This window comes from Enterobacter cloacae complex sp. P27C (assembly GCF_014895705.1).
Lineage (GTDB): Bacteria > Pseudomonadota > Gammaproteobacteria > Enterobacterales > Enterobacteriaceae > Enterobacter > Enterobacter bugandensis.
The window spans coordinates 77,921-89,796 of sequence record NZ_JADBQB010000002.1 but is presented as its reverse complement, the minus strand read 5'-3'; the positions used below and the strand labels follow the sequence as shown (position 1 = coordinate 89,796).

General features: G+C 57.5%; 13 protein-coding genes and 1 riboswitch. Of the genes, 8 read left to right on the top strand and 5 right to left on the bottom strand.

The annotated features are described in order from the left end of the window. The first annotated feature begins 375 nt into the window (after positions 1–375). The gene (uvrB, locus tag IM291_RS03860; protein WP_028012419.1) at positions 376–2,391 is read left to right on the top strand and encodes an excinuclease ABC subunit UvrB; all 2,016 of its coding nucleotides are present in this window, start codon (positions 376–378) and stop codon (positions 2,389–2,391) included. Positions 2,392–2,465: 74 nt separating this feature from the next. Here the strand turns inward: uvrB and yvcK are convergent, their stop codons facing one another. Further along, complete coding sequence (yvcK, locus tag IM291_RS03855) at positions 2,466–3,374, bottom strand: uridine diphosphate-N-acetylglucosamine-binding protein YvcK (protein WP_028012420.1); 909 nt, start codon at positions 3,372–3,374, stop codon at positions 2,466–2,468. Positions 3,375–3,599: 225 nt separating this feature from the next. Then, positions 3,600–3,733, top strand: a riboswitch (molybdenum cofactor riboswitch). Here yvcK and moaA point away from each other — a divergent pair. The 6 genes from moaA to IM291_RS03825 all read left to right on the top strand — a co-directional run bounded on the left by moaA (position 3,721) and on the right by IM291_RS03825 (position 7,200). After that, a complete protein-coding gene (gene moaA / locus IM291_RS03850; RefSeq protein WP_192986195.1) occupies positions 3,721–4,710 on the top strand; it encodes a GTP 3',8-cyclase MoaA in 990 nt (329 codons plus the stop codon). Its footprint overlaps the riboswitch before it by 13 nt. A gap of 24 nt (positions 4,711–4,734) precedes the next feature. Next, on the top strand, positions 4,735–5,247 hold the full coding sequence (gene moaB, locus IM291_RS03845; RefSeq protein WP_028012422.1) for a molybdenum cofactor biosynthesis protein B: 513 nt from the start codon (positions 4,735–4,737) through the stop codon (positions 5,245–5,247). 3 nt (positions 5,248–5,250) lie between these two features. Beyond that, on the top strand, positions 5,251–5,736 hold the full coding sequence (moaC, locus tag IM291_RS03840) for a cyclic pyranopterin monophosphate synthase MoaC (RefSeq protein ID WP_008501142.1): 486 nt from the start codon (positions 5,251–5,253) through the stop codon (positions 5,734–5,736). Further along, positions 5,729–5,974: a molybdopterin synthase sulfur carrier subunit gene (gene moaD, locus IM291_RS03835; RefSeq protein WP_126300424.1), complete on the top strand. Its 246-nt coding sequence runs from the start codon at positions 5,729–5,731 to the stop codon at positions 5,972–5,974. The genes moaC and moaD overlap by 8 nt, the downstream gene beginning before the upstream one ends. 1 nt (position 5,975) lies before the next feature. Next, positions 5,976–6,428 carry a molybdopterin synthase catalytic subunit MoaE gene (moaE, locus tag IM291_RS03830; protein ID WP_028012424.1) on the top strand — a complete coding sequence of 151 codons (453 nt, stop codon included), beginning with the start codon at positions 5,976–5,978 and terminating at the stop codon, positions 6,426–6,428. A gap of 64 nt (positions 6,429–6,492) precedes the next feature. Beyond that, positions 6,493–7,200: a Bax inhibitor-1/YccA family protein gene (locus IM291_RS03825; protein WP_010428846.1), complete on the top strand. Its 708-nt coding sequence runs from the start codon at positions 6,493–6,495 to the stop codon at positions 7,198–7,200. A gap of 105 nt (positions 7,201–7,305) precedes the next feature. Here the strand turns inward: IM291_RS03825 and IM291_RS03820 are convergent, their stop codons facing one another. From IM291_RS03820 to IM291_RS03810, 3 genes are read right to left on the bottom strand one after another with little or no spacing between them, the layout of a single operon-like run. Next, on the bottom strand, positions 7,306–8,268 hold the full coding sequence (locus IM291_RS03820) for a YbhN family protein (protein ID WP_028012425.1): 963 nt from the start codon (positions 8,266–8,268) through the stop codon (positions 7,306–7,308). Beyond that, on the bottom strand, positions 8,268–9,506 hold the full coding sequence (gene clsB, locus IM291_RS03815) for a cardiolipin synthase ClsB (protein WP_045259955.1): 1,239 nt from the start codon (positions 9,504–9,506) through the stop codon (positions 8,268–8,270). Before clsB ends, IM291_RS03820 begins: the two co-directional genes overlap by 1 nt. Continuing rightward, a complete protein-coding gene (locus IM291_RS03810) occupies positions 9,503–10,264 on the bottom strand; it encodes an endonuclease/exonuclease/phosphatase family protein (RefSeq protein WP_041910727.1) in 762 nt (253 codons plus the stop codon). The genes clsB and IM291_RS03810 overlap by 4 nt, the downstream gene beginning before the upstream one ends. 133 nt (positions 10,265–10,397) lie before the next feature. On the opposite strand from IM291_RS03810, the gene IM291_RS03805 reads away from it, so the two are divergent. After that, on the top strand, positions 10,398–10,808 hold the full coding sequence (locus tag IM291_RS03805; protein ID WP_028012428.1) for a YbhQ family protein: 411 nt from the start codon (positions 10,398–10,400) through the stop codon (positions 10,806–10,808). On the opposite strand, the gene IM291_RS03800 is transcribed toward IM291_RS03805, so the two are convergent. After that, entirely contained in the window at positions 10,770–11,876 is a 1,107-nt protein-coding gene (locus tag IM291_RS03800) for an ABC transporter permease (protein ID WP_041910726.1), read from the bottom strand. The genes IM291_RS03805 and IM291_RS03800 overlap by 39 nt on opposite strands.

The following is an 11,876-nucleotide window of genomic DNA, read 5'->3' as shown; positions in this document are numbered from 1 at the left end:
ACACGCGATAAGCGAGAGAAGACGCGGCTTTCGCCCAAATTGACGCGAAACGCGGCTTTAGAAAATATCGTTTAAAATTTAATTGCTTAGATAAAAGCAATTACCGTAATGAAAGTGTCACTCGTTGCCATAAAACTATCATTACCTGGCTTGACAAATGTTAAAAAAGAAAAAGTTCTGGGGATAACCCAACCTGGCTGGTTTTTTATCTCGTCAGAGCCTAAATTTTGTCCGCTAACGCGCTAATGACTCCGCCGCTACGCTAAATATCCTGACACGCTACTGGTTTTTCATCCAGTGTTTTTTACTGGCATTCCTGGCAACAACGAGTAAAATTACTCACCTGCCGCTTATAACGTCATCAGGTCGTCGCCCATGAGTAAACCGTTCAAACTGAATTCTGCTTTCCGCCCCTCTGGCGATCAGCCTGAGGCGATCCGTCGTCTTAAAGAGGGGCTGGAAGACGGGCTGGCGCACCAGACGCTGCTGGGGGTAACCGGCTCGGGCAAAACGTTTACTGTCGCCAACGTGATCGCTGACCTGCAGCGCCCCACGATGGTGCTTGCACCCAATAAAACCCTCGCGGCACAGCTTTACGGCGAGATGAAAGAGTTCTTCCCGGAAAACGCGGTGGAGTATTTTGTCTCCTACTACGATTACTACCAGCCGGAAGCCTATGTGCCGAGCTCTGATACCTTCATCGAGAAAGATGCTTCGGTGAACGAACACATCGAACAGATGCGACTGTCTGCGACCAAGGCGCTGCTTGAGCGTCGCGATGTGGTTGTGGTCGCGTCTGTTTCGGCGATTTACGGCCTGGGCGATCCGGATCTCTATCTCAAGATGATGCTGCACCTGACGCAGGGGATGATCATCGATCAGCGCGCAATTTTGCGCCGTCTGGCCGAGCTGCAGTACACCCGTAATGACCAGGCCTTCCAGCGCGGGACGTTCCGCGTGCGCGGTGAGGTGATCGACATCTTCCCGGCGGAATCGGACGATATGGCGCTGCGCGTCGAGCTGTTTGACGAAGAGGTCGAGCGTTTGTCACTGTTCGACCCGCTGACCGGCCACGTTGAGTCGGTGATACAGCGTTTTACCATCTACCCTAAAACGCACTACGTGACGCCACGAGAGCGTATCGTGCAGGCGATGGAAGAGATCAAAGAGGAGCTTGCAGAGCGCCGTAAGGTGCTTCTGGCTAACAATAAGCTGCTGGAAGAGCAGCGCCTGAGCCAGCGCACCCAGTTCGATCTGGAGATGATGAACGAGCTGGGCTACTGCTCGGGTATCGAAAACTACTCGCGCTTCCTCTCCGGGCGCGGGCCGGGCGAGCCACCGCCGACGCTGTTTGACTACCTTCCGGCCGACGGTCTGCTGGTGATCGACGAATCCCACGTCACGATCCCGCAGATCGGCGGGATGTACCGCGGTGACCGCGCGCGTAAAGAGACGCTGGTGGAGTACGGCTTCCGCCTGCCGTCAGCGCTGGATAACCGTCCGATGAAGTTTGAAGAGTTTGAGGCGCTGGCACCGCAGACCATCTACGTGTCGGCCACGCCGGGCAACTACGAGCTGGAAAAATCCGGCGATGAGGTGATCGACCAGGTGGTCCGTCCGACCGGGCTGCTGGACCCGATTATCGAAGTGCGCCCGGTGGCGACCCAGGTGGACGATCTGCTCTCTGAGATCCGCGCCCGTTCCGCCATCAACGAGCGCGTGCTGGTGACGACGCTCACCAAGCGCATGGCGGAAGACCTGACCGAGTATCTTGAAGAACATGGTGAGAAGGTGCGCTATCTGCACTCGGATATCGACACCGTGGAGCGCATGGAGATTATCCGCGATCTGCGTCTGGGCGAGTTTGACGTGCTGGTGGGGATCAACCTGTTGCGAGAAGGTCTGGATATGCCGGAAGTTTCGCTGGTGGCGATTCTGGACGCCGATAAAGAGGGCTTCCTGCGCTCTGAACGCTCCCTGATCCAGACCATTGGCCGCGCCGCGCGTAACGTCAACGGGAAAGCGATTCTGTACGGCGACAAAATCACCCCGTCGATGGCGAAAGCGATTGGCGAAACGGAACGCCGACGCGAGAAGCAGCAGCGCTACAACGAAGAGCACGGCATTACGCCGCAGGGGCTGAACAAGAAGGTGGTGGATATTCTGGCGCTGGGTCAGAACATTGCGAAGACCAAAGCGAAAGGCCGCGGCAAGGCACGTTCAGTGGTGGAAGAAGATACCGTCGTACTGACACCGAAGGCGCTGCAGCAGAAAATCCACGAGCTGGAAGGGCAAATGATGCAGCACGCCCAGAACCTGGAGTTCGAAGAGGCGGCACAGATCCGCGACCAGCTGCATCAGCTGCGGGATCTGTTTATCGCGGCATCATAGATAAAGCGGCGTGTATTCCCCCTCTCCCCGTGGGAGAGGGCTGGGGTGAGGGCATCAGGCCGCACAAAGCGAACCTAACCCAACGCCTGAATCGCTTTCTCCAGCGCCTCGCGCAGCAGGTGGCGGTCGTGACGATATTTAATATCGCTGGCTTCCAGCGGCTCCTGCACCACCACGCGATCGCCAATCCCTGTCACATCCACTTTTGGCCCAACCACGACACCGTCGATAATTTTCTTACCGACGTACTGCTCCATCAGGTCCAGCTTGTCCGCCAGCGACAGGCTCGCCGCTGCCGGGCTCAGCTCACGGCCCAGGTTACCGATATAGACCATCGGGGCAGGGGTGCGACGTAGCGCCTGCGCCAGCTCTTTTACCAGCAGAATGGGCATCAGGCTGGTATAAAAACTGCCTGGACCGATCAGGATAAGATCCGCTTCACCAATGGCCTCCACCGCTTCCCGCGTGGCGGGCACGCTCGGATAGGTCATTAACTCCGTGGGGGGCAGGAGGAGCTGGTCAATATTCACCTCGCCGTAAACTTCATGCCCTTCGGCATCGATTGCCATTAAGTCAACCGGTTGTTCAGACATGGGGATCAGGAATGCGTCCACCTTGAGCAGATTACGGATTAAGTTGATGGCTTCCAGAGGCCGTACGCTCAAGTGATCCAGCGCCTTTAACATCAGATTTCCGAGGTTATGCCCGGAAAGTTCGCCATTGCCGCCAAAACGGTACTCAAACATCGCCGACGCGACGCTCGGCTCGGTAATTAACTGGTTCAGGCAGTTGCGCATATCTCCCCAGGCAATGCCGCCTTCAGCCCGCCTGATCCGCCCGGTTGAGCCGCCGTTGTCGGTGGTTGTCACTATCCCTGTCAGCCGTGAGCCCAGTGACGACAAAGAAGACATGACGCGGCCCAGGCCGTGGCCTCCGCCAAGAGCGACCACTCGGTCAAGATCCGCAAAAGTGCGATTGCGCATACGTATTCCTTATCACGTTCGATCGCGTAACAGTAACCTAACTACCCCCAAAAGACGATGCCTCACCCAATGCAAAATGACGTATATCAATGCGAAAATGCGGTTTTTAGGTATTCTGTAGCGAAAATGCAGGACTGAATCGCTATATACATAATTATATAGCGAAAAGCGACAATGGCGGAGTGTCGATTTCCACGCTACTATCGCCATAACCACGTTTTCAAAACTGAAAACATACACTCTAGCCCTGGCGCCTGTGTCGAATGATATGGCGCCCTGGCCGTGGCGGATTTGCCACCAGGGTACAGAAAGAAATGACTGTGCCTCCCGATCTGGAAAGGTGTACATGGCTTCACAACTTACTGATGCTTTCGCGCGTAAGTTTTACTACTTACGTCTGTCGATTACCGATGTGTGCAACTTCCGTTGCACCTACTGCCTGCCCGATGGCTACAAGCCGGGCAGCGTCACCAATAATGGCTTTCTCTCCGTGGATGAAGTGCGCCGCGTCACGCGTGCGTTCTCTGAGCTCGGTACCGAAAAAGTCCGTCTGACGGGTGGCGAACCCTCCCTGCGCCGCGATTTCCCCGACATCATTGCCGCCGTACGCGAAAACGAACGCATCCGCCAGATCGCGGTGACCACCAACGGTTACCGCATGGCGCGTGACGTGGCCACCTGGCGCGACGCTGGCCTAACCGCGATCAACGTCAGCGTGGACAGCCTTGATGCCCGGCAGTTTCACGCCATTACCGGTCAGGACAAGTTCCGCCAGGTGATGGACGGCATCGATGCGGCGTTTACCGCCGGGTTCGAAAAGGTCAAAGTCAACACGGTGCTGATGCGCGACGTAAACCACCATCAGCTGGACACCTTCCTGGCGTGGATTAAATCCCGTCCCATTCAACTGCGTTTTATCGAGCTGATGGAAACGGGCGAGGGCAGCGAACTGTTCCGCCGCCACCATATTTCCGGCATGGTGTTGCGCGACGAGCTGCTGAAACGCGGCTGGATCCACCAGATCCGCCAGCGCAGCGACGGCCCGGCACAGGTCTTTTGTCACCCCGATTACGAAGGCGAGATTGGGCTTATCATGCCCTATGAAAAAGACTTCTGCGCCAGCTGTAACCGCCTGCGCGTATCGTCGGTGGGCAAGCTTCATCTCTGCCTGTTTGGCTACGGCGGCGTGGATCTTCGCGATCTGCTGGAAGATGATGCCCAACAGGTCGCACTTCAAGCACGCATTTCCGAGGCGCTGACGCACAAAAAGCAGACCCACTTCCTGCATCAGGGCAATACCGGCATTACTCAGAACCTGTCCTACATCGGCGGGTAATCAGTCTTTAGAAGGAACCAGAAGATGAGTCAGGTCAGCGCAGAATTTATCCCGACACGCATTGCTATTCTTACCGTTTCCGACCGCCGTGGAGAAGAAGATGATACCTCCGGCCACTGGCTGCGTGAGGCGGCCCATGACGCGGGGCATACCATCGTCGATAAAGCGATTGTGAAAGAGAACCGCTACGCCATTCGCGCGCAGGTCTCTCAGTGGATCGCCAGTGCTGAGGTGCAGGTGGTGCTGATCACCGGCGGCACCGGCTTTACCGCGGGCGATCAGGCCCCCGAGGCGCTAATCCCGCTGTTTGACCGCGAGGTGGAAGGCTTCGGCGAAGTGTTCCGCATGCTCTCCTTTGAAGAGATTGGCACCTCCACGCTGCAGTCGCGCGCGGTGGCCGGCGTGGCAAACAACACGCTGATTTTCGCCATGCCGGGCTCGACCAAAGCCTGCCGCACCGCGTGGGAAAATATTATTGCCCCGCAGCTGGATGCCCGTACCCGTCCGTGTAATTTTCATCCCCATTTGAAGAAGTAAACTATGTCACAACTGACCCACATTAACGCCGCTGGCGAAGCGCATATGGTGGATGTCTCCGCCAAGGCCGAAACGGTGCGCGAGGCGCGTGCTGAGGCATTCGTCACCATGCTGCCGGAGACGCTGGCGATGATTATCGACGGCAGTCACCATAAGGGTGACGTATTTGCCACCGCCCGCATCGCCGGTATTCAGGCTGCAAAACGGACCTGGGACCTCATCCCGCTCTGCCATCCGCTGATGCTGAGCAAGGTGGAGGTGAACCTGCAGGCGCAGCCGGAGCACAACCGCGTGCGTATTGAGTCCCTCTGCCGCTTAACCGGCAAAACCGGCGTGGAGATGGAAGCCCTGACGGCGGCCTCCGTCGCCGCGCTGACCATCTACGACATGTGCAAAGCGGTGCAGAAAGATATGGTGATTGGCCCGGTTCGTCTGCTGGCAAAAAGCGGCGGCAAATCCGGTGATTTTAAGGTGGACAGCCATGATTAAGGTGCTCTTTTTCGCCCAGGTGCGCGAGCTGGTCAATACCGACAGACTGACGCTGGACGCCTCTTTTGAAAACGTCGCCGCCCTGCGCGCGCACCTGGCGGCACAAAGCGACCGCTGGGCGCTGGCGCTCGACGAAGGCAAGCTGCTGGCGGCCGTTAACCAGACGCTGGTGGAGTTCACCCACCCGCTGACTGAAGGGGATGAAGTGGCCTTCTTCCCGCCGGTCACAGGGGGCTAAGATGGCTGAAACCCGAATTCTGGTCGGTCCCGAGCGCTTTAACGTCGGTACAGAATATGACTGGCTGGCGGAGCGCGATGAAGACGGCGCGGTCGTTACGTTCACCGGTAAAGTGCGTAACCACAATCTCGGCGACAGCGTAAAAGCGCTGACGCTGGAGCACTATCCGGGCATGACGGAGAAATCGCTGGCGGCAATTGTGGATGAAGCGCGAGGCCGCTGGCCGCTCGGGCGGGTCACGGTGATCCACCGCATCGGCGAGATGTGGCCCGGCGAAGAGATTGTCTTTGTCGGCGTGACCAGCGCGCACCGCGGTAGCGCCTTTGCGGCAGGGGAGTTCATTATGGATTACCTCAAAACCAAAGCGCCGTTCTGGAAGCGCGAAGCCACGCCGGAAGGCGACCGCTGGGTGGAATCTCGTGACAGCGATAAACAGGCCGCCAGCCGTTGGTAGTCGGTTTACGTGAATGTGTTACTCTTAACGTGTGTGTCTTCTTAACCTTAATCAGGAGTGAATCATGGACCGATTTCCGCGTTCCGATTCAATAGTACAGCAGACCCGTAGCGGCCTGCAGACGTATATGGCGCAGGTGTACGGCTGGATGACGGTCGGCCTGCTGCTTACCGCGTTTATCGCGTGGTATGCGGCGAACACGCCTGAGCTGATGATGTTTATCTTCTCCAGCAAAATCACCTTCTTTGGGCTGATTATCGCACAGCTGGCGCTGGTGTTTGTGCTTTCCGGCCTGGTGCAGAAACTCAGTGCCGGAATGGCGACCACGCTGTTTATGCTCTATTCGGCGCTGACCGGTTTGACGCTCTCCAGCATTTTCATCGTCTACACCTACTCCTCCATCGCCAGCACCTTCGTGGTGACCGGCGGGATGTTCGGCGTGATGAGCCTGTACGGTTACACCACCAAACGTGACCTGAGCGGCTTAGGTAATATGCTGTTTATGGGGCTGATCGGGATTGTGCTGGCATCGCTGGTGAACCTGTGGCTGAAGAGCGACGCGCTGATGTGGGCCGTGACCTATATCGGGGTGGTGGTCTTCGTTGGCTTGACGGCCTACGACACTCAGAAGCTGAAAAACATCGGCGAGCAGATCGACGTGCGCGACAGTTCCAACCTGCGCAAATACTCGATTCTGGGTGCGCTGACGCTCTATCTGGACTTTATCAACCTGTTCCTGATGCTGCTGCGGATTTTCGGCAACCGTCGCTGAGGTTGCTTTACCGGGTGGCGGTGCGGTCTGGTGCCCTCACCTTGACCCTCTCCCACGGGAGAGGGAACAAACACTAAAAACGGCAACAAAGTTGCCGTTTTGCTTTTATTTCGCCATTGCCTTCTCATTTTTCGCCCGTAACTTTTTCGCCCGGCTCTCCAGCACCAGATAACAGACCGTTGCCAGCGCCAGCGGCAGGAAGTAATAGAGCATGCGGTAGGCGAGCAGGGCGGCAATAATCGTCCCCTGTGAAACATGTTCTCCGGCCAGCAGCGCGATAAACACCGCCTCCAGCACACCAATTCCCGCCGGAATATGCACGATAACCCCGGCGATACTGCTCACCAGCAGCACGCCCAGCACGAAGAAGTAGTTCACGTCCTCGCCAATCAACAGCCAGATGATTGCACCCATCGCCATCCAGTTGGCGCTGGATACCGCCATCTGCAGCACCGCGAACTTCCACGACGGCAGTACCAGTTTCTGCCCTTTAATGGTCATATGGCGGCGTTTGGCAAAGGCGCAGGCCCACAGATACACGGCGATGATCAGCAGCAGCACGATGCCGAGAATGCGCAGCGTGGCCTCGTCGATATACCAGTGCGCGGGCAGCTGCACCACGCCGATGGTGAAAATCACTCCACCCAGCAGGATATACCCCAGCCAGTTGGTGGTAATACTCAGCGAGAAAATGCGGGTGATGGTTCCGCCCGGTAATCCGAGACGCGAGTACAGGCGATAGCGCATGCCGATGCCGCCCACCCAGGTGCTCAGCGTCAGGTTGAAGGCGTAGCAGATAAACGACACCAGCATCACCTGACGTTTAGCCAGCTTGTGGCCGCAGTAGGCGCGACCGAGCAGGTCGTAGCAGCCGTACATCAGGTAGCTGACGATAACCAGCCCTACGGCACCGAGCAGCACCAGCCGGTTATAGTTGCGGATAACCTTCCACACCTCTTCCCAGTCCACTTTCTGCGCGTAGACCACCAGCAGTACCGCGACCGCAATAAAAAATACCCAGGTGAGGATTTTTTTCGCCAGCCGCCAGCGAGGATGAGATTTTGACATCAGGGTTTGCCTCCATCTTCCGCTTCAACGCGGTCCTGGGTTTCCATTTCAGGCTGTACCGGCGGATCAACCTGCGCCAGCTTCGGCGTATGCGCCGGCAGCCAGCCGACCATCGCCGGGAAGTGGCGCAGGAAGTGGAACACCACCACGCCGATGCCAACGTTCCACCAGCTCCGTTTCGGCACCATGGACTCATCCACCCGCACACAGTCCTTATGGATAAGTCCCTGAAGGTTATCCCGCAGGGTCTGGTTAAACTGACGGTCGTGGATGATCAGGTTCGCTTCCAGGTTAAGCGACAGGCTCAGCGGATCGAGGTTACTGGAGCCGACGGTTGCCCAGTGGTCATCCATGACGGCCACTTTGCCGTGCAGCGGGCGGCGGCGGTATTCATATATCTGCACGCCGCTTTTCACCAGGTAGCGGTAGAGCAGGCGCGCGCCCACCTTCACAATCGGCATATCCGGCTCGCCCTGCACAATCAGTTTAACGCTCACGCCGCGTCGGGCCGCGTTGCGCATGGCGTGCAGAATACGGTAGCCGGGGAAGAAATAGGCGTTGGCGATAATCACTTCGCGCTTCGCATTGGCCAGCATCTTCAGGTAATGACGTTCTATATCGTCCCGATGCTCCTCATTGTCCCGCCAGACAAACAGCGCCTGCGCTTCGCCGGGCTTGCGGTTCTCTTCCGGGCGATGACGGCGTCGCCACCAGCGGCGAGCGGCCTCTTTACCGGGCAAGTTTTCCAGCACGAACAGCTGGATGTCCTGAACCACCGGACCCTCAATGCGGATCGCGTAGTCCTGCTTGGCCTCCGGGCCGTAATCCGACATATGCTCGGCGGAGTAGTTAATGCCGCCCACGAACGCCACCGTTTCGTCCACTACGACGATTTTGCGGTGCATGCGGCGGAACAGGTTGGTGCGCATGCCGAACAGACGCGGACCGGGATCGTAATAGCGGAACACCACGCCGGCGGCGGTGAGCTCGTTAACAAATTCATCGCTAAGATCCGGCGAGCCATATCCATCGAGCAGGGCCTCGATTTTTATCCCGCGCCGGGCGGCATGCAGCAGTACGCTGTGCAGCTGCCTGCCAACGTCGTCTTCAAACCAGATAAACGTTTCAAGGTAGACTTTCTGCTGTGCGTGGCTAATCGCCTCAAAGACCGCCGGATAAAAGTTATCGCCGTTTTCCAGCAGCGTAATACGGTTACCTTCCTGCCAGGTGCATTTCATAAGTGGATCTCCGCGCTCAGCGGGGCATGGTCGGAAAGATGTCGCCAGTTCAGTAACGCCAGCGCCGTCGGGCTGCTGGCATGCGCATTTTTCACGTAGATGCGGTCCAGGCGCAGCAGGGGGAAGCGCACCGGAAACGTCCGTGCGGGACGACCATGTGCCCTGGTGAAAATTTCCTCCAGTCCCGCTTTGACCTTCAGCGGATGGTTGGCGCGCTGCCGCCAGTCGTTAAAATCCCCGGCGACCACCACGGGTTCGCCTTCCGGCAGCGCATTGGTCCAGTCCGCCAGCATCTGCAGCTGCGCCTGGCGGTGGGCTTCACGCAGTCCGAGGTGAACGCAGCCCACGTGAACCGGAACGTCAAGTTCTGGCGGCGTGATGCGGCAGTAAAGCAGCCCGCGCTTTTCGCTCTCCCCGACGGAAACGTCCCGGTTCTCATAATGTTCTATAGGAAAACGCGACAGCACCGCATTACCGTGATGGCCTTCCGGATAGACCGCGTTGCGGCCGTAAGCGTAATCGCTCCACATGGTGTCGGCCAGGAATTCATAGTGCGGCGTATCGGGCCAGTTTTCGAAATGCATGGGGTGTACCTCGTGCGCGCCCATCACCTCCTGCAGGCAGACAATGTCCGCGCTGACGGTGCGTACCGCGTCGCGCAGCTCCGGTAAAATGAAGCGGCGGTTAAATGCTGTGAAGCCCTTATGAATGTTTATCGTCAGCACCTTAAGCGAGAAATGCTGCGTTTTTTTGCTCATAAACACCTTCCTGGGTGACTATCCCGATGAAAATAAAGTGTAGTCGGCGTCACAAAAAGATGCGGCGTTACGGAATTTTCCGTAAAGTGCGGTAGTCTGATTAAGCAGAGAAAAATCCTTCAGGAGAGAAGCCATGAAGTGGCAACAACGTGTTCGTGTCGCAACGGGTTTAAGTTGCTGGCAGATAATGTTGCATTTACTGGTCGTGGCCGTACTGGTGATGGGCTTAATGAGCGGCACGCTGGTGCGTGTTGGCTTAGGGCTATGCGTCCTCTATGGCGTCACCGTGCTGTCGATGCTGTTCTTACAGCGCCACCATGACGCGCGCTGGCGCGAGGTGGGTGATGTGCTCGAAGAGCTCACCACCACCTGGTACTTTGGTGCCGCGATGATCGTGCTGTGGCTGCTTTCACGCGTGCTGCAAAACAACCTGCTGCTGGCCCTCGCGGGTCTGGCAATCCTTGCAGGGCCAGCGGTAGTGTCGCTGCTCACTAAAGAGAAAAAGCTACGCAATGTTGCGTCTAAACATCGCATAGGCCACTGACCCCGTCGTGGCCGCTATGACCAGTAGCGGCCACAAACTTCCCCACACAATGTCCAGACTCGCATCCTTCAGATAGATCTGCTTGGTGATATCCGTAAAGTGTCGAATCGGGTTTATCCATGTTAAATCCTGCAGCCACACCGGCATGTTCTCGACGGGCGACACGTACCCGGAGAGCAGAATCGCCGGCATCATAAAGACGAATACCCCGATAAACGCCTGCTGCTGCGTGGAGCAGAGCGCTGAAATCAGCAGCCCAAACCCCACCAGCGACAGCCCGTAAATCACCATCGTGAAGTAAAACAGCGCCAGCGATCCGGCGAACGGGATCTCGTAGGCCCAAATTCCCACTCCCAGCACGATGGTGGCCTGGAAGGTGGCGACGATCAGCGCCGGCACCGCTTTGCCGACGAAAATCTGCCAGGTGGCGAGCGGGGAAACCAGCAGCTGATCCAGCGTGCCCTGTTCGCGCTCGCGGGCCACGGACAGAGAGGTCACGATCATCACCCCGATGGTGGTGATCATGGCGATCAGCGACGGCACCACAAACCACTTGTAGTCCAGATTCGGGTTGTACCAGTTGCGCACCACCAGTTCGCTGTTATTGGGCTTCGGTTTGCCCTCCATCAGCTCCTGCTGATACTCCTTCACTATCTGCTGCAGGTAGTTGGCCGCTATCTGGGCGCTGTTGGAGTTGCGACCGTCGAGGATCAGCTGCATCGGCGCGGTCTGGAAGGTATCCAGATTGCGAGAGAAATCCGCCGGGAAACGCACCAGCAGCAGCGCTTTTTGCGTGTCGATAGTGGGCTGGATCTCCTGCGGGCTTTTCAGCAGCAGGATGTGGGTAAAGGCCTTCGCCCGGGCAAAACGCTGCGTCAGCTCGACGGCGTGTTTGCCGTTGTCTTCATTATAAATGGCAATGGTGGCGTTAGTTACCTCAAGGGTGGCGGCAAACGGGAACAATAAAACCTGAAGCAGCACCGGCAGCACCAGAATGGCGCGGGTTTGCGGCTCGCGCAGCAGGGACTGCAGCTCTTTGCGGATCAATGTCCATAAGCGGTGAAACAT

Coding starts and splice junctions, on each gene's coding strand:
- uvrB (WP_028012419.1), top strand. CDS start 376: ATGAGTAAACCGTTCAAACTGAATTCTGCTTTCCGCCCCTCTGGCGAT.
- yvcK (WP_028012420.1), bottom strand. CDS start 3,374: ATGCGCAATCGCACTTTTGCGGATCTTGACCGAGTGGTCGCTCTTGGC.
- moaA (WP_192986195.1), top strand. CDS start 3,721: ATGGCTTCACAACTTACTGATGCTTTCGCGCGTAAGTTTTACTACTTA.
- moaB (WP_028012422.1), top strand. CDS start 4,735: ATGAGTCAGGTCAGCGCAGAATTTATCCCGACACGCATTGCTATTCTT.
- moaC (WP_008501142.1), top strand. CDS start 5,251: ATGTCACAACTGACCCACATTAACGCCGCTGGCGAAGCGCATATGGTG.
- moaD (WP_126300424.1), top strand. CDS start 5,729: ATGATTAAGGTGCTCTTTTTCGCCCAGGTGCGCGAGCTGGTCAATACC.
- moaE (WP_028012424.1), top strand. CDS start 5,976: ATGGCTGAAACCCGAATTCTGGTCGGTCCCGAGCGCTTTAACGTCGGT.
- IM291_RS03825 (WP_010428846.1), top strand. CDS start 6,493: ATGGACCGATTTCCGCGTTCCGATTCAATAGTACAGCAGACCCGTAGC.
- IM291_RS03820 (WP_028012425.1), bottom strand. CDS start 8,268: ATGTCAAAATCTCATCCTCGCTGGCGGCTGGCGAAAAAAATCCTCACC.
- clsB (WP_045259955.1), bottom strand. CDS start 9,506: ATGAAATGCACCTGGCAGGAAGGTAACCGTATTACGCTGCTGGAAAAC.
- IM291_RS03810 (WP_041910727.1), bottom strand. CDS start 10,264: ATGAGCAAAAAAACGCAGCATTTCTCGCTTAAGGTGCTGACGATAAAC.
- IM291_RS03805 (WP_028012428.1), top strand. CDS start 10,398: ATGAAGTGGCAACAACGTGTTCGTGTCGCAACGGGTTTAAGTTGCTGG.
- IM291_RS03800 (WP_041910726.1), bottom strand. CDS start 11,876: ATGTTTCACCGCTTATGGACATTGATCCGCAAAGAGCTGCAGTCCCTG.